General features: G+C 68.5%; 25 protein-coding genes. 7 read left to right on the top strand and 18 right to left on the bottom strand.

Annotation, left to right across the window (positions count from 1 at the left end; genetic code table 11):
- The 14 genes from ACXMYJ_RS17435 to ACXMYJ_RS17370 all read right to left on the bottom strand — a co-directional run.
- Positions 1-306 (bottom strand): WXG100 family type VII secretion target (locus tag ACXMYJ_RS17435; RefSeq protein WP_460357976.1); only part of this gene is annotated, 306 nt, incomplete at its 3' end.
- Positions 303-1049 carry a hypothetical protein gene (locus ACXMYJ_RS17430; protein WP_460357974.1) on the bottom strand — a complete coding sequence of 249 codons (747 nt, stop codon included), beginning with the start codon at positions 1047-1049 and terminating at the stop codon, positions 303-305. The genes ACXMYJ_RS17430 and ACXMYJ_RS17435, both read right to left, overlap by 4 nt.
- Before the next feature lie 9 nt (positions 1050-1058).
- Entirely contained in the window at positions 1059-2585 is a 1527-nt protein-coding gene (gene eccD / locus ACXMYJ_RS17425) for a type VII secretion integral membrane protein EccD (RefSeq protein ID WP_260756217.1), read from the bottom strand.
- Positions 2582-3964, bottom strand: a complete 1383-nt coding sequence (locus ACXMYJ_RS17420) for a MinD/ParA family ATP-binding protein (RefSeq protein ID WP_260756216.1) — start codon at positions 3962-3964, stop codon at positions 2582-2584. Before ACXMYJ_RS17420 ends, eccD begins: the two co-directional genes overlap by 4 nt.
- 95 nt (positions 3965-4059) lie before the next feature.
- Positions 4060-4356: a WXG100 family type VII secretion target gene (locus tag ACXMYJ_RS17415; RefSeq protein ID WP_460357970.1), complete on the bottom strand. Its 297-nt coding sequence runs from the start codon at positions 4354-4356 to the stop codon at positions 4060-4062.
- Positions 4357-4387: 31 nt separating this feature from the next.
- On the bottom strand, positions 4388-4696 hold the full coding sequence (locus tag ACXMYJ_RS17410) for a WXG100 family type VII secretion target (RefSeq protein WP_460357967.1): 309 nt from the start codon (positions 4694-4696) through the stop codon (positions 4388-4390).
- Between the two features lie 103 nt (positions 4697-4799).
- Positions 4800-6119, bottom strand: coding sequence for a PPE family protein (locus tag ACXMYJ_RS17405; protein WP_460357964.1), 1320 nt, complete (start codon positions 6117-6119; stop codon positions 4800-4802).
- Between the two features lie 17 nt (positions 6120-6136).
- Complete coding sequence (locus tag ACXMYJ_RS17400; RefSeq protein ID WP_260756212.1) at positions 6137-6433, bottom strand: PE family protein; 297 nt, start codon at positions 6431-6433, stop codon at positions 6137-6139.
- A 176-nt stretch (positions 6434-6609) separates the two neighbouring features.
- Entirely contained in the window at positions 6610-8361 is a 1752-nt protein-coding gene (gene eccCb, locus ACXMYJ_RS17395; protein ID WP_460357960.1) for a type VII secretion protein EccCb, read from the bottom strand.
- Entirely contained in the window at positions 8361-10583 is a 2223-nt protein-coding gene (gene eccCa / locus ACXMYJ_RS17390; RefSeq protein WP_460357957.1) for a type VII secretion protein EccCa, read from the bottom strand. The genes eccCb and eccCa overlap by 1 nt, the downstream gene beginning before the upstream one ends.
- Positions 10580-12052, bottom strand: a complete 1473-nt coding sequence (gene eccB, locus ACXMYJ_RS17385) for a type VII secretion protein EccB (protein ID WP_460357954.1) — start codon at positions 12050-12052, stop codon at positions 10580-10582. Before eccB ends, eccCa begins: the two co-directional genes overlap by 4 nt.
- 3 nt (positions 12053-12055) lie before the next feature.
- On the bottom strand, positions 12056-13780 hold the full coding sequence (eccA, locus tag ACXMYJ_RS17380; RefSeq protein WP_460357951.1) for a type VII secretion AAA-ATPase EccA: 1725 nt from the start codon (positions 13778-13780) through the stop codon (positions 12056-12058).
- The gene (locus ACXMYJ_RS17375; protein ID WP_460357948.1) at positions 13777-14298 is read right to left on the bottom strand and encodes a hypothetical protein; all 522 of its coding nucleotides are present in this window, start codon (positions 14296-14298) and stop codon (positions 13777-13779) included. Before ACXMYJ_RS17375 ends, eccA begins: the two co-directional genes overlap by 4 nt.
- A gap of 17 nt (positions 14299-14315) precedes the next feature.
- Complete coding sequence (locus ACXMYJ_RS17370) at positions 14316-15167, bottom strand: ESX secretion-associated protein EspG (RefSeq protein WP_460357945.1); 852 nt, start codon at positions 15165-15167, stop codon at positions 14316-14318.
- A 425-nt stretch (positions 15168-15592) separates the two neighbouring features.
- On the opposite strand from ACXMYJ_RS17370, the gene ACXMYJ_RS17365 reads away from it, so the two are divergent.
- Positions 15593-16783, top strand: a complete 1191-nt coding sequence (locus ACXMYJ_RS17365; RefSeq protein WP_460357943.1) for a MinD/ParA family ATP-binding protein — start codon at positions 15593-15595, stop codon at positions 16781-16783.
- On the opposite strand, the gene ACXMYJ_RS17360 is transcribed toward ACXMYJ_RS17365, so the two are convergent.
- Positions 16767-17513, bottom strand: a complete 747-nt coding sequence (locus ACXMYJ_RS17360; protein WP_460357940.1) for a transcriptional regulator — start codon at positions 17511-17513, stop codon at positions 16767-16769. The genes ACXMYJ_RS17365 and ACXMYJ_RS17360 overlap by 17 nt on opposite strands.
- 329 nt (positions 17514-17842) lie before the next feature.
- Between ACXMYJ_RS17360 and ACXMYJ_RS17355 the strand changes: the two genes are divergently transcribed.
- Positions 17843-18136 (top strand): WhiB family transcriptional regulator, encoded by a 294-nt coding sequence (locus tag ACXMYJ_RS17355; protein WP_260756203.1) that lies wholly within the window; start codon positions 17843-17845, stop codon positions 18134-18136.
- 188 nt (positions 18137-18324) lie between these two features.
- Here the strand turns inward: ACXMYJ_RS17355 and ACXMYJ_RS17350 are convergent, their stop codons facing one another.
- The gene (locus ACXMYJ_RS17350) at positions 18325-19899 is read right to left on the bottom strand and encodes an acyl-CoA carboxylase subunit beta (protein WP_460357937.1); all 1575 of its coding nucleotides are present in this window, start codon (positions 19897-19899) and stop codon (positions 18325-18327) included.
- Positions 19892-20179 carry a DivIVA domain-containing protein gene (locus tag ACXMYJ_RS17345; protein WP_460357934.1) on the bottom strand — a complete coding sequence of 96 codons (288 nt, stop codon included), beginning with the start codon at positions 20177-20179 and terminating at the stop codon, positions 19892-19894. Before ACXMYJ_RS17345 ends, ACXMYJ_RS17350 begins: the two co-directional genes overlap by 8 nt.
- Positions 20180-20262: 83 nt before the next feature.
- Here ACXMYJ_RS17345 and ACXMYJ_RS17340 point away from each other — a divergent pair, with 83 nt between their 5' ends.
- From ACXMYJ_RS17340 to ACXMYJ_RS17325, 4 genes are all read left to right on the top strand, one after another.
- The gene (locus ACXMYJ_RS17340) at positions 20263-20706 is read left to right on the top strand and encodes an EVE domain-containing protein (protein WP_460357931.1); all 444 of its coding nucleotides are present in this window, start codon (positions 20263-20265) and stop codon (positions 20704-20706) included.
- A complete protein-coding gene (locus ACXMYJ_RS17335) occupies positions 20703-21668 on the top strand; it encodes a pirin family protein (RefSeq protein ID WP_460357928.1) in 966 nt (321 codons plus the stop codon). Before ACXMYJ_RS17340 ends, ACXMYJ_RS17335 begins: the two co-directional genes overlap by 4 nt.
- An 8-nt stretch (positions 21669-21676) precedes the next feature.
- Entirely contained in the window at positions 21677-22009 is a 333-nt protein-coding gene (locus ACXMYJ_RS17330) for a GNAT family N-acetyltransferase (protein ID WP_460357924.1), read from the top strand.
- Positions 22010-22070: 61 nt separating this feature from the next.
- Entirely contained in the window at positions 22071-22880 is an 810-nt protein-coding gene (locus ACXMYJ_RS17325; RefSeq protein ID WP_460357921.1) for an acyl-CoA thioesterase domain-containing protein, read from the top strand.
- A 12-nt stretch (positions 22881-22892) separates the two neighbouring features.
- Here ACXMYJ_RS17325 and ACXMYJ_RS17320 read toward each other — a convergent pair whose 3' ends face one another.
- Entirely contained in the window at positions 22893-23393 is a 501-nt protein-coding gene (locus tag ACXMYJ_RS17320) for a pyridoxamine 5'-phosphate oxidase family protein (RefSeq protein ID WP_443187999.1), read from the bottom strand.
- A gap of 97 nt (positions 23394-23490) precedes the next feature.
- Here ACXMYJ_RS17320 and ACXMYJ_RS17315 point away from each other — a divergent pair, with 97 nt between their 5' ends.
- Positions 23491-23709, top strand: a complete 219-nt coding sequence (locus tag ACXMYJ_RS17315) for a DUF3072 domain-containing protein (RefSeq protein ID WP_460357918.1) — start codon at positions 23491-23493, stop codon at positions 23707-23709.
- Positions 23710-23743 lie beyond the last annotated feature (34 nt).

Below are 23743 nucleotides of genomic sequence, written 5' to 3'. Positions count from 1 at the left end.
CGGCGCGGGAATGCCGACGCCCTCGATCGCCTCGCCGGACGCCTCGTCGGTCGCGTCGTACCGGTCGGCAGCGCTTTTCAGATCGGTGCCGTAGGTGCGCGCGTTGCCGGCGATGGTCTCCATCTCAGCGGCGATGGTGCTTTGCGCGGCGTAACACGCTGCGGCGGTCTGCAATTCGGGCACTCCGGCCGCCGCGTCTGCGAGCGGTGCGTCGGCCCGCATTCCCGCCATCCGGTCGCCGGCGGCGCTGAAGTCGCCGCCGACCCGGCGCAGCACACTGGTGTCGACTTCCAGGGGTGCGGTCACAGATTGATCCTTTCGTCGGGGTCAGGGGCGCGATGACGACCCTCGCGCTGTTCGCCGGAAGCATCCGCCTCCTCCTTGGCCTCCGGTGCACGTTCGGCATCGGGTGCTCCCGCGGCGGCACCGTCTGAACCCGTGTCCGGAACGCCGGGAACCTCGGGGGCACGACTATCGCCGGCAGACGAGCCGGTCTGACCTCCTGCACCGCCCTGACCGAACTGCCCCACCATTTGCTGCACCTGCTGGCCGGCCTGCTGCGCGCCCTGCATGATTCCCTGCGGCACCGCGGCCACCGCACCCATGACCTGCATCGGCATCTGCGCCACCTGACCGGCCATCTGCATCGGCGTATTCATCATCTGACCCGCCGACCCGGCGCCGCCGGACCCCGCCGCCATTCCCCCTCCGCCGGAACCCATTCCGAGCGTTTCCGGAGCATTCTCCATGAGCTTGGTGATCTTGGCACCGTTGCGTGCATCGGTGGCCGCATAGGCCTGCGCGGCGTTCTGCACGTTCTCCGCGGTGGTCGTCGCCTGCGCCTGGATCAACGGCAGCTGCGTGGCGATGGGCACTTCCACCGCCGGGATCTGCCCGATGATCGCCACCGACAACGGATCCGTGCCCACCGGCATGAAAGGTGGTGGCGCCTCCGGTAGTTGACCTGCCGCGTTCAACAGTGCACCACCGGCGGCGCTCAGCTCCTCGGGGTTCACCGAGAGCGGTGGTGGGGTGCCTCCGGTCGCCATATCGGCCTCCTAGAACCGCAGGTTCCGCAGGACGTCGTACACCCCGGCGATCCACAGCAGCATGGGGATCACGGCGGCGATCGTCGCCCCGTCCAACAATTCGAGAATCCGCTTGGTCACCGGCGAGATCCTCCGAACACCCTCGCTCGCACCGATGAGGATGACGGCGACCACCGCCAGCGCCGTGTACACCGCGAGCAGCAGCCAGGCCCGTTCCGGGTACCACAGGCACAGCCGCACCGTGACTCCGGTCGGGATCGCCACCGCCGCCGCCATCAGAGCCCACGCGCACCACCGCTCGGCGTACAGCCGGGAACGGAAGCCGCACAACATCGTCACCAGGACGGCGACGATCACGCTGTGCACGAAGAAGTGCCCTTGGACGACCACGGCGATCGAGCCCGCGGCGAGAATCAGTGCTCCCGCGCTCAGGAAGCCGATCAGCAGGCGTTTGGCCAGTCGGCTGCGCTCGGTCAACCGCGCCGCCGAACTCGGCACCGACGCGATGATCGCCTGCCACGTCTCGGATTCCTCGGACGCATCCGTCGTGGTCACCGGGTCCAGCAGCTCGTCGTTGGTCACCGTCTCACCCGGCGCCGGGATCGGCGGCAACGCGATCCGCGCCACGGCCACCGTCAGTTTCGCGGCGTTGGTGACCACGATCAGCCCGAAAGCGATCGCCCCGGCCGGAACCCAGCTGTTCCATCCGTAGCCGTACGCCACGGCGGCGATCGTCAGCGCCAGCGAGACGACCGCCAGAAACGCCGCGACTTCGGCCCGGCCGCGCGGACCGCCTCGGGTGGCCAGGACCATCAGCAGCACCAGCGCCCCGGCGCCCGCGACTTGCGGCGCGCCCAGGGACTCCACCCCGTCCGGCAACGGAACCGCCAACACGACGGCACCGGCGAGTGCCACCATCGACGACACCAGCAGGCTCTCGGCCATGTTCAAGTTGTCGAACCGCTTCTGGGCGAGCATGCTGCCGCCCGTCAGACCCAGGCCGAGCACGCCAAGGGCCACCGCCCACCACCAGTGGCGGCCGGTTGACTGCCACGACAGAACCCCCACCGTCGTGACCATCAGCGCCGCCAGCGGCAGCATCAGCCCGACGAAGCGGTACAGCGCGCCGCGGTCGAACTCCGGGGTCTCGTCGAGCACGGCGATGGCGTCGATGACGTCCTCGACCAACGGGCGGTACCGTTCGGTCCGGCTCACCGAGACGACGGTCAACAACGATCCATCGACCACGCCTGCGTCATCGAGGGAGTCGGTCAGCTTGATCGGTGGCGCGCCGGGACGGGCGAACGACCAGACTCCTTGGGCCTTGAAGTCGAAGCCCGCCAACACGTCTGCGGGTGTGTCGGCGAGGATGTCGGCCAGTACCGACACCGTCTCGTCGACGTAGGTCTCGATCGGCGCGGCCGACGGCAGCACCAGATCGGTCATCCGACGGCCGGTCAGGATCGTGACGCGGGTGGTCGACGGGCGCCCCGGCGTGGTGCCCGACGACGTCGGAGGGGCAACCGTTGCGGTCAACGCCGCTCAAGCCTGTCGAAGTCGTCGGACAGCGCCGCGGCCAACTCGACGATCCGGCGGGTGAATGTCTTGCCGAGCAGCCCCAATTGAATCTCGGTGCCCGCGGCGATGTGCTTGTCCCACGGCAGCACGATGACCCGTCCGGCAGGCACATGCCGCTCGAACTGTTGCACCAGGTCCTCGACGTCGATGTTCGGCTTGCCCGGGGTCACATGGTTGATCACGACACAGGACCTTCCGAGCAGGTCCTGATATCCGTTCTGCCGCAACCAGTCCATCGTGATCGCCGCCTGACGCGCTCCGTCGATGGATGCGCTGGCGACGATCACCAGTCCGGACACCGTCGAGAGCACCCCGCGGGCGCCCGGCTGGAACAGCCCCGCGCCGCAGTCGGCGAGCACCAAGTTGTAGTAACGGGAGACGATCTCGGTGGCGGCACGCCAGTCCTCGTCGTTGAACTCGCGCCGGGCGGCGCTGTACTCCTCCGAGGACAGCACCTCCAGGTTCGCGGCGTTCATGCTGGTGTAGGCCCGAATATCGTTGTAGCGCTTCAGTTCCTTGTCCGACAGCAGGTCCGCGATCGTCGCGGCCGACTGCCGGCCGGCGCGGTCGGCGAGATTGCCGCCGTCCGGATCGGCGTCGATGGCGAGGATCCGGTCTCCGCGGATGCTGGCGAGCGCAGACCCCAACGCGACGGTGACGGCCGTCTTACCGACACCGCCCTTGAGCCCGAAGACCCCGATGTGGTACGAGTCGCGGGCGTTGCGGCGGATCCGCGTGTGCAGGTCCAGTTCGTAGACCTCGTCGGGGGAGAGCCCCAGGTTGATCCTGGTCATCACGTAGAGCCAGTGCCGCCAGCCGCGTTGGGACGGCATCTTGACCGCCGAGCGCACCCCGACGTGGGAGAGCGCGTCGATGGCGCGGTGATTGCCCATCGTGGCCGCCGAGGTGGGTGCCGCCGGCGGTCGGTGATCGACGCTGTCGCCGTAGAACTGCGACGGCGGCGGCGCCGGTGCCGGCCGTGGCGCCGGGGCGGTCATCGGGCGCTGCTGCTCGTGGCGTGCCCCCGGCTGGGGCGTGGATTGTGGAGCACGCATCATCCCGTTGTTGGGCACCCGATGCTGCGGAGCCGCCTGCGGTGGCGGTTGCAGATCGTTGACCGGGCTCATCACCTCGGTGTGCCAGGACGGAGGTGCCTGCGCCGTCTGGGTGCGCGCAGATGCCGCCGGCATGGGCGGCGGGGTCGCGTCCCCGCTGGGTGGGTTCCCCGGCGGCACCGCGGTGTCCCGCCCTGCCGGCGTGGGGTCCCGGTCGGGATCCTCGTCGGCGGTTCGGACGGCATCCGGGGAGTGGAAGAGCCGGTCATAGTCGGCCGACATGTGCACCTCTCAAGGGGTTTCGGTGTGAAGCGAGCTGTGCACGCGGTGGGCGATCGCGGTCCCGGGACCGGTCGCCCACCGGCGTGGTGCAGCTGTTAGGTGAACATTCCCATCACGCTCTGCTCGGTGCCGCCCATGTCGACACCGGAGTCGCGAACCGCGTGCGCCAGGCTCTGCAGCGCCAGGTTCAGTTCCTCGGAGTTCTGGTTCCAGCGCTGCTGGACGGCCTCGTAGGACATCGCGCCGTCCCCGCGCCACGTGCCCTGGAGCCGGTTCAGTGCGCCCTGGCCCTCGGCGAGCAGGCCGTTGACCTTGCCCACGGCCGCGCTGATCTCACCGGAATCGGCTTCGATGCCGGCGAAGTTGTAGTTGATCGAGCCTCCGCTAGTCACAATGGTTCTCCTTAAGGTCTGAGGGTGTGGGCTACAGGACGTTGCTCATCGAGGCCGCGACGCGCGAGGAGTTGTCGGCGTCGGTGGCTTCGTACTTGATGCCGCTGATCTGGATGTTCTGCGAGATGTCCGTGAGCAGACGGATCTGCTGATCGGAGGCCTCCTGGTAACGCAGCAGCGCGGCCTGCGCCGCCCTGCCCGCATCCGGGGTATCCAGGTTGACTGCCAGAGCCGCGGCGGTGGACTCGACCTGGGCGCGCACCGCAGTGAGCTCGCCCGCGATCCGGTCGAATGTCCCCGCCTCTGTGGCTAACGACGCAACATTTGCCTCAAGTGCCATGTGATGACCTTCTCTCTGTTACCGGCGTTTCGGTTTCCCTGTGCTCTCGCCGTATCGGCGAGCCCTCCCGACCCCAGGCGGCCGGCAAGTCTGTGGTGGACGACTACCAGTCGTCGTCTTCGTCTTCGCTGAGGTCGTGCTCCAGCGGTGCGGGCGCGTTCAATCCGGGCTTGCTGCCACCGCTCCTGCCGCGCTGGCCCAGCATCCCCATCGGTCCGCCGGCGCCCATCCCGCCTCCGGCGCCGACAGGAGCCAGGCCGGCGCCGACGCCCGCACCGGCTCCCGCTCCGACCGACACGGCGTTCATCGTCGGCTGCAATCCTGAACCGACAAGGTTCGACATCAGTGGGGTCCGCGTAGCAGTACCGCCCGCACCGGGTAACGACGCGGCGCGCACCAGACCCGCACCGGCGGCAGCACCGTTCCCACCGATCGCTGGGTGGTTGGAAAACGGTGTGGCGCCCAGCATTCCGATCTGTGCCCCCTTGTCGCCACCGAATCCGCCCATCTGACCGAACAGCGAGGACATCTGCTGAAGCGGCTGCGTCAGCTGCTGGAACGGCTGCGTGACCCCCTGCATCATCTGCTGCGGGACCTGGCCCAGCGTCGAGCCCAACTGGGAGGCCATCTGCATGCCCATCTGCATTCCCTGCTGGGGGGCCTGCTGCAGCAGCTGGCCCTGCTCGGCTTGGGAGCGGCCCGAATTCGCGGCCTGATGCAGTGTCCCTTCGACCTTTCCGGCTTTCTGGTTGAGCTCGTCCAGCTTGCCGATGCTGCTCACCTTGGTGAACGTCGCATTGCGGGCGACGGCGGTCGCCATCCCGGGGGCGGCGCCGGCCAGTCCGGTGGCCAGCGCCGACTCGGCTCCGCCCGGCAGCACGATCGGCTTCGGCGGCGCCACCGGTTCGAAGGTCGAGTTCAGCATGGTCTCGGTCTCATAGGCGGTCATCACCGCGGCCGCCTGGTTCCACATCCGTACGTAGTCAGCCTCATTGACCGCGATCGGGACGGTGTTGACGCCGAGGAAGTTGGTGGCGTTGAGCACCGCGTTGGTGATGTGGTTCTGCTCGATCTCGGGCAACTGCGGGGTGCCGGTGGCCGCTATGGTCCACGCCGACGCCTGCGCCGACGCCTGGGCGGCCCGTTTGTGCGCCTGCAGCGAGAGCATTCGCAGCCACAACACCATCGGCATCGCCGCGGCAACCGCGCGCTCGCTGCCCATTCCCTGCCACATCTGGGCCAGCGAGGCGAGGCTGGCCGTCAGCTCATCGGCCTGCGTCTCCAGCGAGATCGCGAACGCCTCCCAGCCCGCCGCCGCCTGCAGCATCGGCACCGCACCGGCACCGGCCTGCAGCCGCGACGTATTGATCTCGGGAGGGAACGCTCCCCAGATCGGTGGGATGGGAATGCCGATGGCGGCCATGACTCAGGTTGCTCCGCTCAGATCAGCGTCGCGCCGTTCGCAGCGTCGACGGCCTGATACACCCCGGCGATCTCGATGACGGCGGCGCCCGCGCGCGCGATCTCCTCCTGCGCGAGTGCGTTGATGCCGAGGGTCTGCACGCCTTCGGCAGCGAAGTTCAACGCCGCCGCGGCCGAGACCTCATCAGCCCCTGCCGGGGCGAGCGCACTGACCTCGGCGGTGGCCGCGGTGCCCGTCGCAAGACCCCGCGCGCCGTTCGCGGTGACCTGCCCGCCGACGCCGACAGCACCCGGGTTATGACTCAATGGCTGCATTTGCTGTTACCTCGCTGGTCTAAACACATGGATGTCTTTAGTTGTGGAGTATCGGCACCGATACCCAGCGGGGATGCTTTTTGACCCCCCCGACAAAAATTGCCTTTCGGCTACTCTCCCATTTGCTGGAAAAGCACTTCCCAATATTAACCGCCGTCAGAGAGTGCTCGGAACACTTATTCTTCGGGCGGATCCACATACGCCGCCTGGATCACTTCCTTCACATCCGGTGTGACATAAAACGCCTGGCCAGGGGGCCTTTTCTTGACCACGATCTCGCGGGACGGAAAGTCCTGCTTCTCTCCGGACAGGAACATCGTCGGGGTGCCCGCCCCGTACGCGGTCCCGACGAACTTGTCCATCGTGGCCCGGCTCGCCTGGCTCATCTGGCACGTCACGACCAGGTGCAGACCGATGTCGGCGGCGGCCGGCAGCAACGGCGCCAGCGGGGCCATCGGCGACAGCATGCCGCCGGCGGCGGTGATCATGTGCCAGTCGTCGACCAACAGCACGACGTCGGGTCCGGTCCACCACGACCGCTGCCGCAGCTGCGACGGGGTGAGGTCGGTCGGCGGTAGCCGCTTCACCAGGTTCGACACCAGCGCCCTGATCGACTCCTCCAGCACGCTGTGGTTGCGGTTGATCCCGCCGGCGGGCAGCAGATGGGTCTCAGGCACCGCCTCCAGCAGACCGGACCGATAGTCGGCCACCATGAACCGGACCTGCTGCGGAGTGTTGCGGGCACAGATCGCTCGCGCGATCGCGTGCGCGATGGTGGTCTTGCCGGACTTGGCCGCACCGAAGATCAGGTGGTGCGGGGTGGTGTGCATATGGTTGTGCGCCACCGTGAGGTCCGATTCGCGCACGCCGACCGGGATCGTCCAGCGCGTCCGGTAATCCGCGTCCGGACCGGGCGGGTTCGGATCCAGCTCGTTGAGGTAGATGCGGCTGGGCAGCACCCGCACGCGCGGGGCTTCCTCGGTGTGACGCGCCGCGATCTCCTTGACGGCCGCGGACATTGCGGGCACCAGTCCCTCGGCGCTGTGCACGCCGTCCAGCCGGGGCACCCCGATCATCAGGTGGTGCTTCTCGGTCGACACGGCCCGTCCTGGGCGGTTGATCGGGATCTCGCGGGTGATCCGGTCGATCTGGGTCTCGTTGACGTCGCCCAGCCGGAATTCGATCTTGGTGCCGAGGTAGTCGCGCACCCGGGCACGCAGTTCCGTCCAGCGCGGAGTGGAGATCATCGTGTGCACGCCGTAGGCCAATCCCTGCCCGGCGATGTCCTGCACGGTGGCTTCCAGTTCGGTGAACTCGGCTGCGAACGCCGGCCAGCCGTCGATGACCAGGAACACATCCCCGAAAGGGTCCGCCGACGCCGGGTGATCGGGGTTGTCCCGCATCTGCCGGTAGTCGGCCATGGAGCCGACCCGGTACTCCTTGAACGTCTGCTCACGTTGCCGCAGAACGGCTTTCACCTCGGCGACCACACGGTTGACCCGGTCCGGCTCGGCCCGGGTCGCCACGCCACCGACATGTGGCAGGTCCTCGATGTACATCAGCCCGCCGCCGCCCATGTCGACGCAGTAGAACTGAATCTGGCGCGGGGTGTGCGACGCCGATGCCGACAGGATGAACGTCTGCAACAGCGTCGACTTACCCGTCTGAGGAGCCCCGCCGATCGCGATGTTGCCTGCGGCGGTGGTGACGTCGATACCCCACACCTCCTGCCGGTGCCGGCGGGGCTCGTCCATGATGCCGAGCCCGATCCGCAACGGCCGCCGCTCGTAGTCGCGCGCGATCAGCTCGTTGACCGGTGTGGGATCGGCCAACGGCGGCAACCACATCCGGTAGGCATGATTCTCACCGGTGGTCAGCTGCTCGAGGACAACTTCGCGCAGCACCTTCTGCCCGGACTCGACCGTCATCAGCTCACCCTCGCATCCATGATCGGCGCCGTGGTGAAGCGGTGGATACGGATGTTCTTGTCGGCATGCGCTTTCGGAGCCTCGTCGTCTCCCGCGCTGACCACGGTGGGCACATACGGATTGCCGGTGTAGACGCTCTGGAACTTCACCGGATCCTCCATGCCGATCCGCAGGAAGCCGACACCGCTCTCCTTGTTGGTGATGTACTGCGCTTCGGGTGTGCCGATCACCGCTTTGGACTCCGCGGAGCTTGTGGTGCGCAACGCGATTCGGTAGGTGAGGTTGGGCTCGAGCTTGTCGATGCGGGTGCCGCCGGTGTTCAGCGATTGCGTCGCCAGCAGCAGGTGCACGCGCAGCGACCGGCCGACGCGGCAGATCCGGTCGAACAACCCGATGAAGTCCGGATGGTTCTGCAGCAGTTCGGCGAACTCGTCGACCACCACGAAAAGCGTAGGCAGCGGCGGAAGATCGGCTCCCCGCTCGCGGTGCTTCTCGTATTCGGCGACGCCGGACAGCGCACCCGCCGCGCCGACCTGCATGCCCGCCTGCCGCAGGATGGACTGCCTGCGGTCGAGTTCACCGGTGAGCACCTCACCCATGCGGCTGACCAGCTCGGCTTCTTCCTCCATATTGGTGACCACCGCCGCGGTGTGCGGCAGTTTCTCCATGCCGAGGAAGGTCGATCCGCCTTTGAAATCGGTGAGCAGCAGGTTGATCTGGTCGGGGTGATGGGTGGCCGCCAGCGACAGGATCAACGTGCGCAGGAACTCCGACTTGCCGGAACCGGTGGTGCCGATGAGCATTCCGTGCGGGCCCGCGCCGAACTCCGCACCCTCCTTGATGTCCAGGTACATCACGTCGCCGGTCTTGAGTTCGTGGCCGAACGGGATCCGGAGCCGGTCCCGGTCGGTGTCGGTGAACATCCGCCAGCGCGCCGGGGTGACCTCCTCGACCGATTGCGCCCCGACGATCTCGTGCCATTCGGTCGCGACCTTCTTCTGCACCCGGGTGCCCTTGTCGATGATCGTCCCGGTGATCGACCACCCTGCCAGCTTGCGGGCCACCCGCTCGGCCTGCCGCGGGGCGATCCCGTCAACCTGACTGGTTACCTGCCGGAACGACGCACCGGGCAGTTTGTCGTCGGCGGTGCCGTCCTCGTTGACCCGGATCCGGTAGGCGGAGCGATGGTTACCGAGCGTGATGACAGTGACGCCGGAGCGCCCGTCCATCGGGAAACCGGCTCTGCCGCCGGTCAGGTCGATGACCACGACGTACGGTCCGCTCGGGGTCGCGTCGGCGGTGTGCGGGCCGCGCGCGGCCAGGTCGCTCAGCGCGTCCGGTCGGGTGAACACCATGCGGGTGGCGCCCGCGGCGTCGGTGTCGGACTGATGCTGCAGGTGGGGCAGCCACTTCAGCCACGCCCAGGCCGGATCCTCGGGGTTGTCGGTGAGCACCCGCATCTGCAACATGTCCGGCGGATGGAACACCGCCAGGTGGCAGATCATCGCGCGGAGCAGCGCCGCCGAGCCCTCGGGGTCACCGCCGATGGCTATCGTCGGAAATGTCTTCAGCTGCACCAGTTTCGGGCAATCGTGAATCAGCCCATGCGTGCGCAGGAACTTGGTCACCCACATGTGGCTGACCGGCTCCAGATGGGGCTGCGGAGCGCCGGCGGGTCCGGCGAGCTCGGCGCCGACCGCGGGCTTGAGCAGCCGGTCGACGGCGGGTTCGGAGCCCAGCCCGATCCTCGTCGCCGCGTAGAAGTCGTGGTTGGACGGTCGTGACCACTGCCGGTGCGTACCGACGATCGACAACAGATCCTCGGGATGCGGCCCGTGATAGTTGAAGAACGTGACCTGAGCCGACGCCGAGGACGTCACCCGGGTGCGCAATCCGGCCAGATAGCGCAGGTACTCCTTGCGGTCGGCGTTGATCTCGGGCACCTTCTTGCCGCCGCTGCCGCCACCGGCCATCAGACCCACCGCGCCCATCACCACCATCAGCGGCATCATCAGCATGTACGGCGAGAAGGCGCGCAGCCCACCGAAGATCAGGATCGCGATCATCCCGAGCATGCAGCCGCCCATCACCCAGGGCAGCGCCTTCTGCATGCCCGACGGCGGGATGTCGACGCCGAGATCCTCGGGCGGGGTGACATTGATCTCCCCGGGCGTCAGACGCGGTCCCCGCTTGATGATCGGGGTGAACTTGCGTGTGGTCATCCTCCGCCTCCAGTGCGTGCGCCCGCCACCGCGGCGTCGCCCCCGGCGCGTCGCGGATTCGGGTTCGGCGGCAACGTGTCGTGCTCCACCAGCGCCGCCTGCTGCGAGAGCACCGGGCCGTCGACCAGCAGACTCACCACCTGCCATGGAGCAGTGCGCGGCGAGGACAGTCCCAGTTTCGCCGCGGTCTGCTCGTCGGGCAGGCCGTAGCGCACCCCTTGCGGATCGATGTAGTAGAGGTTCTCGCCGTAGCGCGGATCCGGCGACTGGAGCCGGATGTACTGCCCGCCGTCGATGTAGACCGTCGCGTCGCCGGTGATCTGGTCGATACCGGAGCGCAGCATCTGCGGGGAGAGCGGAAGCCGACGGCCGGCGATGACCGTCATCTTGGGCGTCTGGTCCCCGGCGACCCGCTGCCAGGCCCAGCACAGCGTCGGAACCTCTTGGCGCGGCAGCATTTCCATCGGCGCATCGGGCAGCGGGGAGGAATAGACCTGCTCCGGAACGCGGGCAACCGCGCTGGACTCCAGCGATGGCGGCTCGATCAGCCCATAGGAGTTGGTGGCGCGCAGAGCAGCCGCGGTCGTGTTGTTGACCTTCGCGACACCGTTGGGCAACACCAGGTAGTGCTGTTCGTCGGAGTCGGTCACGGTCACGAACACGGAACCGACCACCAGCTCCGGGGGCAGACCCACCGAGTTCGGGGTGCCGCCAGCCGGGATGTCGGGCAACCGCCACGGGCCGGCGTTGGGCAGCGCGTTGAACAAGCCTTCCGAGATCGGGGTGGACCGCGCGGTCACTGGGATGCCCACCGCAGAGGTCACCGCCCGGTCGGCCATGTCGACCAGGTGCCGGCCGCTCGCGGTGACCAGCCAGTCCTGATCTTTGAAGGAGACCAGCATGCCCTGCTCCGGACGCATCGCGGCGACGGACGCGTCCAGCGCCAGCGGGGTGATCAGCACCGAGGACTGCACCGCAGGCGCCACGCTGTCCGGTTTGATGACGGTGTCGCACAACGTCCACTGCGAATCCGGTGACGACGTGACCGGGGTGGCGTACGGCGCACCCGGGATGCCGACGGATTGTCCCTTGGGCATCTTGTCGAGTTCTTCGGACTTGACCGCGACCGGAGTCCGACCCTCGCCGAGGATGAGACGCGCCGAGGTCAGGTTGTAAACGGGGCGGAGCTGGCTGCTGTCGGGCAGCACGATGAAGAGCTGGTTGGTGGTGCGGTCTACGAGAAGCGTGTCACCGCCGCGCTTTCCGAGCGGTTTGAAGTATGCGAGCAGCACCGCGCCGACGCAGATCAGCACCGCGAGGACGATTCCGGCCGTCACCGCGCGGCTGTAGAACTGCAACGGATCGTCGAACATGCGCGTATCACGTCGCACGATCGCGTGCTCGACGCGGCGAAGCAGGAACCGCCAGCCGCTGACCTGCACCTTGGTGGTGAGCCGGAATCCCGCCATGACCTACTCGCTGATGTTCATTCGTCCGTGCACCGATGCGATCGCCGCCACCATGTCCTCGCCGTTGATCTCGCTGAGCTGTTCGACATCGAGGGCGTCGAAGTCCAGCGACCGGGCCAGCCGCATGTCCCGGGTCTGTTCGCCGGCCTCCACCAACTGGCGGGCGTACCGCCCATTGCCCGCCACGTCCAGTGCCGGCTTGCCGCTGGACGTGCTGCGGCTCAGCAGCGTCGCGGCTTCCAGCACGTGCTTGGCCGCCTCGTCGCTCAGGCTCGAATCATTGCCGGCGGCGATCACTCTGGCGATGTCGACGATCTCGTCGGGAGAGTACGAATCGAACTCGATCCGGGTGGAAAAGCGGGACCGCAGGCCCTCGTTGACCTCCAACAGCCGGTCGATGTCGTTGCCGTAGCCGGCGATGATCACCACCAGCCGGTCACGGTCGTTCTCCATCCGGGCCAACAGTGTGTCGAGCGCCTCCGTGCCGAACGGGTCGGTACGGCCGTCGCGTTCCTGCACCAGTGTGTAGGCCTCGTCGATGAAGAGCACCCCGCCCATCGCGCGGTCGATGGTGCGGGCGGTCTTCACCGCGGACTGGCCTTCGTACTCGGCGACGAAATCCTTCCGGGAGGTCTCTACCAGCTTGGGTTCGGCGATCACGCCGAGGCCGGCCAGGATGTTGGCCACCACGCGGGCGATCGTCGTCTTGCCGGTTCCGGGTGGTCCGGTGAAGATCATGTGCTTGGACGCCTGGGCCACCTTCATTCCGCGGGCGGCACGCACTTTCGCCATCTGCGTGGCCGCCCGGTATCGCTCGATCTGCTCCTTGACCCGGGTCAGGCCGATCTGGCGGTCGAGTTCGGCCTGCGCGTCGGCCAGCAGCTTCTCCCGCCCGGAGTTGTCGGCCACCACGCTGGACGGGTCCCACGGGTCCCGCCGCGAGGCGATCTGCTCGGCCGTGGTGGTGGGCAGCCGGTATGCCGGATCCCGCAGCGCCGCAGCCACTTCAGCGGACGGATGGGAGGCCTGCAGCCACTCGAGCAGGCGCACGGCGGCTTCCTCGTTGCCGAGCGCTCGATAGGCCATCGCGGAGTACCACGCGATCGCCTTGTTGCACGCCTGCCCGGCCGGGGCCGAATTGGCCTCCACCAGACGGCGTTCGGCTTCGGTGAACAGGCCGAGGTTGGCCGCGGCCACACCGTGGGCCACCAGCGCGGCTCCGGCGAGGAACTTGTCAGGCCATGCGGTGCCCGCGCTGCGCACCTCGTCGATCACGTCGGTCCAACGCTGCGCAGCACCATAGATGACCGCCTTGACCCACGCGATCAGATGCTCGCCGCCGGCGGCGGGCGCATCGTCGAGGGCTTCCATCGCATCGGCGTAGTTGCCCAGCGCCGCCTCACTGACCGCGAAGCCCAGCGTGATCGCCAACGGGGAATTGACCGGATAGGTGATGTCGCCGTACATGCCGCCGATCGGAACGCGGGCACCGAGACTGTTCATCGACAGCTCGGCGGTGCCCGCGAGTTGACCGAAGTTGTTGCGGGAGTACCACGCCCGGAACATCGTCACGCGGTCGGTGTCACCGCATCGGATCCGGCCTACCCACGCGTCGCATGCCGCCTCATCAGCGGTGGTGATCTCGGTGAACAACTCCAGTGACCGCGCCTGGGAGGTGGGCAGCAATCCCACCGCGGTCCCGAAGATGCCGGCCAGGTGTTCGGTCATTCGTCACCTGCGTAACGGGTCGTGAACAGTTCGGCGCGGGCCGCCTGTGCCTGTTCGGGAGTGGGCAGATCGAGGTCGCGGGTGAGGAAGTCGCGGGTGGCCACATTGTCGTGGCCCTGCTGCCTCATCCCGTCCAACATGAACGTGTACTGGGCGGACCTGGCGTCCTGGGTGGCCAGGCCGGCGATGACGACGATCTCGTCGGCGAGTACCGCTTCGGGGAGCTCCGCGGCCTTCGGCGACAGATCGACCTGGTGCACGCGACCGTCCATGTACGTCGTCACTGTCACGGTGCCCGGCGGATTGGTGACGGTGAAGGTCGGCATCGGGTCGGCGTCAACGGAGGGGTCGAGACCGAACGCGGACAGAGCATCGCCGGGCTCGTCATCGTCTGCCGCGTAGTCACCGAGAATCACACTGAGGTCGGTCTCGCCCTGCGACCGGGCGAGGCTGAAGTCCAGCGCCGCCAGATCGTCGTGCTCCCCGTCGTCGGGGTTCGCGGGCGGAGGGTTGGCCACCGTGTCTGTCGCCTTTCTCAATCCGAGTACGCGTTGTCGAGCGCGTCCATGTGGTCGAACCACGCCTGGGACGGAAGGAACTGCATCAGGCCGTCGAGGGCTCGCTGCAGGTTCTCCTGGGAGCCGGGGAGGAAGCTTCCGTACAGCTCGCGGCCGACCTGCCGGGGGATGGAGACGATCCGGCCGTGGCCGGAGTCCAGCACGCCGGCGCCCACCCCGGCCTCGGAGTAGGTCCCGCCGGGGTGACGTTCGGTGGCGGTGATCTCCACCCAGCTGTCGGGGTCGGCCGTCGCCTCGGCGTAGATCTTCGCCGACAGCGGCGGTTGCCCGTACCTGCCGATCTGCTCGGCGGTACGGGCTTCCACGAGCTTGGCCGCGATGCCCGTCAGTGGTTCGACGTTGGCAGGCTCGGCCTCACCGATCACGACGGTCACCATCGCGGCCAGACCGATCTGCGGCGCCACCCGCTGCAGCACGAGCATCTCGTCGTCGCGGGCGGCCACCACGTGGCGCTCGCCTTTCCGGCAGACCACGAAACGGACCATCTTGCCGCCGAGATCCCGGCGCCACCACCGGCAGTCCAGCGTGCGATCGGGACGGCTCAATGCGTCGACCATCGCGGCGACCTCCGGATGTGGATCGCCGTAGGCGGTCAGGATGCCCTGAGCGGTCAGGTCTCGGGTCACCTGATCCCACACGATCTTGCGCTGATCCTCGTAAGGGATGTTGGGCCGGATTCCCAGCGACAGCGGGAAGTCGACCAAGTGCAGCAGGTCGGCGATGACGAGCATCCCGTCGATCGTCACCTCGACACCCACCACATCGTCGTAGTGGGTGGGTTCGCCGTCTCCGAAGAACGGACTCGCCATCACCGGGGCAGACCGCGCCGGCGGACGGCGGATGCGTGGCCGACGGCGGTGCCGAATTTGCCCGCCGCGTGTTGACCGCCGAACTTAGCCATGGTCTGGTCCCCTTCCCATCGGCAGCGTACCAGCGGTGCAGGGCCCCCACGGACACTTTTTTGCTCGCCGCGGATGGACCCAGAGTTCACCCTGAACGGCCGTACAGCAATGGCTACCGATAGCGGGAACTGCACCATTGCCACTCCCGCTAACGTTCTCGGCCAGGGACACGAGGCCGTTCGGATGCACTTGCCGGAGGTCGGCACCGCCCCACGTACAGCCGCACCAGCCGGCGTCAGCCCCTCCCCATCGCAACGTCTATGAGTTTGCTGAAAATTGCGCACGGTTAGTCTGGTGCGGCGATGCCATAAACACCGAAGAGGAGGCGTGTGGTGACCGACCGCGATGATGTTCGGCGGGACCACCCGACCGATCCCGGCGACCCCACCGAACAGACCCGGATGATGCCGCCCCCGGTCCCGGCCCGGGCGGCGGATGCCCACCGCCAGCCCACCCCGCCTCGGCCCGCACCGCAGCGTCGAGCCGACGGTCGTCCGCCGCAGCGCCCGCAGGGCTGGGTACCGCAGCCGCCTCCTCCGCCTTATCCCCCACCCGCCGAGGAGCCCTGGACCGCGCCCCAGCCGACGACGTTCGCCGACTGGATCCGCCCCGACGAGCTGGTCCCCGCCCGTAAGACCGCCCCGGGGGGCGGGTGGCGCCGGGCTGTCTACAAGGCCAGTTTCGGACTGATCAACCTCGGCCCGTCACAGGAGGACAAACGCATCGCCGCACTCGAGGCCGTCATCCGGGGCCCGCTGCGCGGCAACTTCAAGATCGGCGTGATGGGCAAGGGCGGCGTCGGCAAGACCACCGTGTCCGCGGCCATCGGATCGGTCCTGGCCGAGCTGCGCCAGGACGTCCGCGTCGTCGCCATCGACGCGGACACCGCGTTCGGAAAGCTGGGCAGTCGGGTCGACCCGAAGGCGCAGGGGTCGTTCTGGGAGCTCGCCGGCGACCAGCACCTCGACACCTTCGCCGATGTCCGGAACCGGCTGGGCTGCAATGCCGCCGGGCTTTTCGTGCTCGCCGGTGAGGGCACCCCGGCACGCCGTCGGGTGCTCGATCCGGCGATCTACCGTGAAGCGGTCGCCCGCCTCGACCGTCACTTCACCATCTCGGTCATCGACTGCAGTTCCACGATGGATTCGCCGGTGACCCAGGAGGTGCTGCGCGACCTCGACGCGCTGGTCGTGGTGTCCTCGCCGTGGGTCGACGGCGCGGCCGCGGCCGGTCAGACCCTCGACTGGCTGGCCGCGCGCGGCATGACCACCCTGCTGCAGCGCACCGTGGTGCTGCTCAACGATTCCGACGGCCACGCCGACAAGCGCACCAGAAAGCTTCTGACGCAACAGTTCTCTTCACATGGCCAGCACGTCATCGAGGTGCCGTTCGACGGTCAGCTGCGGCCCGGCGGGGTGATCGACGGGACGAGTGAGATGTCGGCTCCGACCCGGAAGAAATTCGTCGAGGTGGCCGCCGCGCTGGCGGGGTTCTTTCCCGCGCAGGTCACGCGATCTGGCTGACCAGCGCCTCGATCGCGGCGATGTCGGTGGCCGAGAGGGCTTCGTCGGCCTCGGCCTGCTGGATCGTCTGCTCGGAAACGCCTGCCGCCTGCGCGGTTTCGGCGACCGTGAGGTTGGCCCCGCGCCGAGCCGCGTAGAGCCGCTGTCCGAGCGTGGCCAGCGGTGCACGGGCGGCCCGCAGCATCAGGTCGTCGTACAGGCCGCGGACCGTGCTGAGCGCCTTGATCAACGCCGGTGTCACGCGGCCGATGCGCGCGGCCCGGGCGGCCACCGCTTCGAGCTGCCGGAGATCGGCCAGGATCGCGCTGACCCGGGGCACGAACGTGCTGTCGTCCTCGGGCGGCAGTGACGCCACCGTCGCCCCGAACGCGTTGACGGCGGTGATCACCGCCTGGGCGATCAGCGACACCTCGTCACTGCCGGCCGGGGACCCCGGCCCCGCAGCACTCGGTGCGGCACCGGGCCGCACCGGCTCACCCCGCCGGATCGCGGCGATGGCGCCGGGTGGCCACTGCAGGATCTCCTCGAGCCGCGCCCGCGTCCGCTCCCGCGGCCAGCTGCGTCCCTTCTCGAACGCGATCAGCGCGCCGGCGTTGATGACGCCGTCGGCGGCGAGACTGCGCTGGCTGATGTTCAGTTCGCGCCGGCGGGCCGCGGCCGCCGCGCCGGCCCGGACCATGCCGGGGTCCAACGCACCGGTCGACTCCTCGACCGGCTCGGCGTTCGTCATCACCCGGGTCCCTCAGCTGTGTGGTCGGCGCACTCTCGTGGTGCGCGTCGTAGTGAGCAATGTAGTGGCGTACCGGGGCGCCGAACGCGCCGGGGCATGTCCAAACTACATCACTTCTTCGGTCTATACCGCATCAATGCAACAGATTTTCGCCCGTTCTCAAGACGCTCGCTGAGCGGCATTCCCGCTGGAAAACGAGGCTAAGTCGGCCGAAGGCACCGTGCTCCCGACAGGTAACTGCCGCACTAACTGTTGCACTGCTACGGTTTGGTCGGTTACGTTGTCCTCCATCGCGGCGACCCCGCCGCAGCGCACAGAGGAGCACAACGATGAACGCAAAGTCGTGGGACGACACGCCGGTCGGCGAGTGCACCAGGGACCCCGAGCGCTGGACCACCACCGCGGACGACGAGGCGAAGGCGATTTGCCGTTCCTGCCCGCGGCGCTGGCTGTGCGCCCGGGAGGCCTGCGAGTCGCCGCGCGCTGAAGGCCTGTGGGCGGGCATATACGTCCCGGAGGGCGGCCGTGGCCGGACCTTCGCGTTGCGCCAGCTCAAGTCGCTGGCCGAGCAGAACGGCTACCCCGTCGGAGAGCGCCGGGTCTATTACGCCGAAAGTGCGTGACGAGCGGCTCGTCCGCCGCCGGGCTCGGGGGGTCGGCGGCGGACGCGGCCCGGAATACATCCGGACGCCCGCCCGTTACACCATCCGACGGTGCCGGGCATGCCCCGGGCCCCATACACAATCGTCGCTTCGAGCGACCACTCGCCGAGAGGCGCAGGCGGCACCGTCACCGCCCACCTGGTTTCTCTTCACCAGGTGTCGATGAACCGGCTCCCCACAGGAGCCGGTTTTTTCGTGCCCATCTCCGCTGCGGCGAAGGTGGCGGCGATCACCGCGCGGGTCTCGGCCGGGTCGATCACATCGTCGATCTCGAACAGCATCGCGGCATTCAGCGCCTTGGCGTTCTCCTGCGCCGCCGCGGTGGCCACCCGGACGCGTTCCTCGCGCTCCCGCTCATCGTCGATCGCGTCGAGCTCCTTGCGCATCCCCAGCCGGACCGCGCCCTCCAGCCCCATCGGACCCAGGTGCGCGCCCGGCCACGCCACCGTCAGCACCGGCTCGTGCAGGCTGCCCCCGGCCATCGCCTGCGCGCCCAGCCCGTACCCGCGGCGCAGGATCACCGCGACCATCGGCACGCGAAGTGCGGCGCCCGCCACCAGCATCCGCGACGCGCGGCGCACCAGCGACTCCGCCTCGGCGGCCGGGCCCACCATGTAGCCCGGGCAGTCGATCAGCGACACCACCGGCAGCCCGAACCCGTCGCACAGCTGCAGGAACCGGGCGGCCTTGTCCGACGCGGCCGCGGTGATGGCGCCGGCGGTGAAGCGGGTGTCGTTGGCGATCACCCCGACCGGCCTGCCCTCGATGCGCGCCAGCGCGGTCACCATCTCGCGGGCGAACTTCGGCCGCAGGAACGTCACGGAGTCCTCGTCGGCGAGGGTCTCGATGACGGGTGCGACGTCGTAGGCGCGGCGGGCACGTTCGGGCACCGTGGTGCGCAACACGGTCTGGTCCGGCGCGGTCCACGCGTCGACCGGGCCCGAGAAGTAGCCGAGCAGCTTCTTGGTCTCCGCGACGGCGGCGGCTTCGTCGTCGACGACCACGTCGACGTTGCCGTTGGGTTCCTGCGTCGTCATCGGCCCGACCTCGTCGGGTGGCACGTCACCGAGGCCGCCACCGGCGATCATCGCCGGCCCACCCATGCCGAGCGAGGCGTCGCGGGTGGCGACGATCAGATCGGAAGCGCCTGCGATGACGGCGTTTCCGGCGAAACAGCGGCCGTTGACGATCGCGATGCGCGGCACGACGCCGGAGAGTTTGGCCCACAGCGCGAACGCGCGGGTGTCGAGTGCGGAGACCACGGGGTAGTCGGTGTCGCCGGGGCGGCCGCCGCCACCTTCGGCGAAGAACACCGTCGGCAGCTGCATGCGCTCGATCAGCTCGAACAGCCGGTCCTTCTTGCGGTGGCCGAGCGCGCCCTGGGTGCCGGCGAGCACGGTGTAGTCGTAGGACAGCACTGCGCAGGGACGCCCGTCGACGCGGGCGGTGCCGGCCACCAGTCCGTCGGCGGGGGTGCGGGCGACCAGCTCTTCGACGTCGCGGCGCATCCGCTGCGGCGCGATGGCAAACCGGCCGTACTCGACGAACGTGCCGGGGTCGACGAGATCGTCGACGTTCTCGCGGGCGGTGCGGCCACCGCGGGCGTGCCTGCGTTCCACGGCGTCCGGACGCGCCGCGTCCTCGGTGAGCGCGCGGCGGCGCCGCAGCTCGGCCAGGTCGCCACGGATCGCTTCCCGGTCAGACGTCGGGTCCGGGTCAGGCATCGAGTTCGGGTTGCGTATCGAGTTCGGCGATGGCAGTGGCGATCTCGGCGAGCAGGGCGTCCACCTGCTCCTCGTTGAAACCCCGCTTGCCGAACGGCGGCTTGTTGAAGCGCACGTTGCGCACATCCTCGGCGCTCAGATGCCCGCGCCCGTCCAGGCGGCGCGCGCACAACGCCAAAAAATCGGTGACCGCCTTCTCGTTGTAGCCGCGCTTGCCCCACGGCGGCTTCTCGAAGGTGATGCTGCGCAGATAGTCGGCCGTGACGGCGCCGTCGCTCATGGCGTCAGAGTAGTGCCCGAGTTATCCACAGGGCGGGCGGTCGGCCCCTGGGGAATGTCGGGCCGCGGGCATAGCGTGCGACTATGACGAACTGGATCAACACGGTCAGCCGCGACCACGTCGAGCGCGGTGTTCGCGGCCGTTTCACTCAGGCCAACCACGGCAAGCCGCACATGCTGCGCAAGATGTGCCGGGGAGACTGGATCGCCTTCTACTCCCCAAAGACGGCCCACCCCGACGGGGAACCGCTGCAGGCGTTCACCGCGATCGGACGGGTCGCCGACGACGAGCCCTATCAGGCAGAGATAACGCCGGACTTTCAACCGTGGCGTCGCAATGTGGACTTCCTCGACTGTGTCGAGACGCCGATCCGGCCGCTGCTCGACGATCTCGACTTCATCGAGGACAAGTCCCGCTGGGGGTACAAGTTCCGCTTCGGCGTCTTCCGGATCGATGACCACGACCTCGAGGTGATCCGCGCTGCGATGGTCCGCTCGAGAGCAGAGGAGACTACTGTGAACACATGAGCAACACCGATCTGGCGCCTCCCGAAATCAATTGTGCTGCTGCGGGATTCGCCGATGTGCTGCATCCGCGGGAGGTCCCGCTGGGCGGTCCGCGGGCCATCCGGGTCCGGCGCACGCTTCCGCAACGGGAACGCTCGCTGATCGGCGCGTGGTGCTTCGCCGATCACTACGGCCCGCACAACGTGCGCGCAGGCACGGGTATGGACGTGCCCCCGCACCCTCACACCGGGCTGCAGACGGTGAGCTGGCTGTTCAGCGGCGAGGTCGAACACCGTGACAGCGCCGGCGTGCACGCGATGGTGCGGCCGGGTGAGCTCAACCTGATGACCGCGGGTGCGGGCATCTGCCACTCCGAGGTCTCCACGGCGTCGACGACCGTGCTGCACGGCGCGCAGCTGTGGGTCGCGCTGCCCGAGTCCGACCGCGACACCGGCCGCGACTTCGCGCACTACGCGCCCGCTCCTGGGCACACCGGCGGCGTGACCACCAGGGTGTTCCTCGGCGAACTCGACGGCCACCGCTCACCCGTGCACACCTTCACCCCGCTGCTCGGGGCGCAGTTGGACCTAGGGCCGGGCGTCGACATAACCCTCGACATCGACCGGGATTTCGAACACGGCGTGCTCGTCGACCAGGGCGACGTCCAGGCCTGCGGCTCCCGCCTCGCCGTCGCCGACCTCGCGTTCCAGGGCGCCGGCCACCACCGGCTGCACCTGCACAACCGCGGGGACACCCGGGCCCGGGTGTTGCTGCTCGGCGGCACCCCGTTCACCGAAGAACTGATCATGTGGTGGAACTTCGTCGGTCGCAGCCACGACGACATCGCCAGATACCGCGAACAGTGGCAGAACCACGACGACCGCTTCGGCGCCGTCGAGGGTTACCGGGGCACCACGACCAGACTGCCCGCGCCACCACTGCCGAACGCCACCCTGCGTCCCCGCCCCCATCCTGGGGTATAGAGGAGGCCATGACCACCGACAAGAACGGCGCCCCCACCGAGGTCACCGACGACTCGGATCGCTTCACCATCTCCGTCGACGGCACGAAAGCCGGCTTAACCGAGTACATCGACCACGACGGACAGCGCATCTTCCCGCACACCGAGATCGACGACGCGTTCAGCGGGCGCGGCCTGGCGACGATTCTGGTGCAGCAGGCGCTGGAGGCCACCCGTGCCGCAGGGCTGCGGATCGTGCCGGTGTGTTCGATGGTCGCCGGCTTCATCGACAAGCACCCCGAGTTCAATGACCTCGTCGATCCCGTCACCGCCGACGTCAAGCGGATCCTGTCCCGGCGCTGACCGCGACACCACCGGTGGGCTGCACTGAGCCGACCCGGGCGCGGCCGCTATCGTCGCCGCGGTGAGCAGCCGGGCTTTCTTCGTCGCCGACGGTGGCGCGTTCCGTCCCACCGACTGGGCCCGCGGCCCCTGGGGCCAGACCATCAGCGGCAACTACGTCGGTGGGCTGCTCGGCCACGTCATCGAGCGGGACGCCGGAGATCCCGAGCTGCAACCGGCCCGCCTCACCGTCGACCTGTTCCGGCCGGCCGCGCTCGCCGAACCCGTGCGTGTGCAGACCACCGTGGTCCGGGAGGGCCGGCGCCTCAAACTGGTCGACGCCGTCATGACGCAGTCGGGCGCCGTCGTCGCCCGGGCGAACGCCCTGTTCCTGCGCCGCGGCGAGCAGCCGCCGGGCGAGCGGTTCAGCACCCGAGTGACGATGCCGCCCATCCCGTCCCACGCCGACTCCGTTCCCGACGACATCGTCACGGTGGTGTGGACTTACGGCAAGGACGGTGACACCCCCAGCCTGGGGCTCGGCGCGTGGGCGCACGAGGGCCCGAAGTACATCTGGACCCGGGAACTGGGCCCGATCGTCGGCGACACCGAGCTGACACCGTTCACGCGGGCGGCGCTCGCCGGTGACATGGCGAGCTCACTGACCCACTTCGGCGCCGACGGGCTGCCGTTCATCAACGCCGACTACACGCTGACGCTGAGCCGGCTGCCGGAAGGGCCCTACCTCGGACTGGCTGCGCTGACCCACGACAGCCACGCCGGTGTCGCGACCGGCACCGCGGTGGTGGTCGACGAGGTCGGACCGATCGGCACGGCGACGGCCACCGCGCTGGCCAACCCCGGGTTCAACCCGCCGCGCGCGTTCAGCTGAGGTGGCGCCCGCTCAACTGAGGTACTGTGCGGTGCTGCCCGACACCGGCATGCCCTGCATGCCGAGCTTGCGGTGATCCCAGCTGCGCATCCGGGACGGCACGACGCGTACGCAGATCCGGTTGTTCATCATCTGGTCGACGAACGGGCGCATCTCGTCGGTGTAGGGGCCGGTGTAGCGCTCCCAGACGCTGATGCCCACGCGCAGTGAGGTTTCCGGGTCGTCGTAGATCTCGGCCTGACCGTCGATCGACACGCCGCGCAGCGTGTCGTAGGACAGGCCGTCCTCGATCATCACCGTGATCGTCGGATCCCGGCGCAGGTTCACGGCCTTCTGCGACTTGGCCTTGGTCTCGAACCAGATCTCTCCGTCGAGGACGGCGTACCACATGGCGACCAGGTGCGGCCTGCCGTTCGGCAGCACGGTAGCCATGGTCGCCGTGCGGCTGCGTTCGATGAACTCGGTGATCTCGTCGTCGGTCATCACGATCTTTGCGCGTTCGTTCTTGCCCACGCGTCGATACTGGCAGGTCGGCTTTCGGGGCGTCCGTCCGCATGATCTATTCGCCCGGAGTGTTTCGAACACACGTGCGATGGGCATCCCGCAGCGCATGAGCGAGAACACGACACACGCACCTCGGGAGAACGCCGAAAAGGACACCTCGCAGTGGGTCACCGGAGATGAGCCGATGACAGGTGCGCAGCGCAGCTACCTGCACACGCTGGCCCAGGAGGCCGGCGTCGAGGTTCCCGAGGACGCGACGAAGGCGCAGGCCTCCGAGCTGATCGACGACCTCCAACAGCGCACCGGCCGCGGCGAACAGGGTTGAGCCCCCCGAGTTATTAGAGACGGCGGACGGAGCG

This window comes from Mycobacterium sp. ZZG (assembly GCF_054786995.1).
This window is presented reverse-complemented; position numbering and strand designations above follow the sequence as displayed.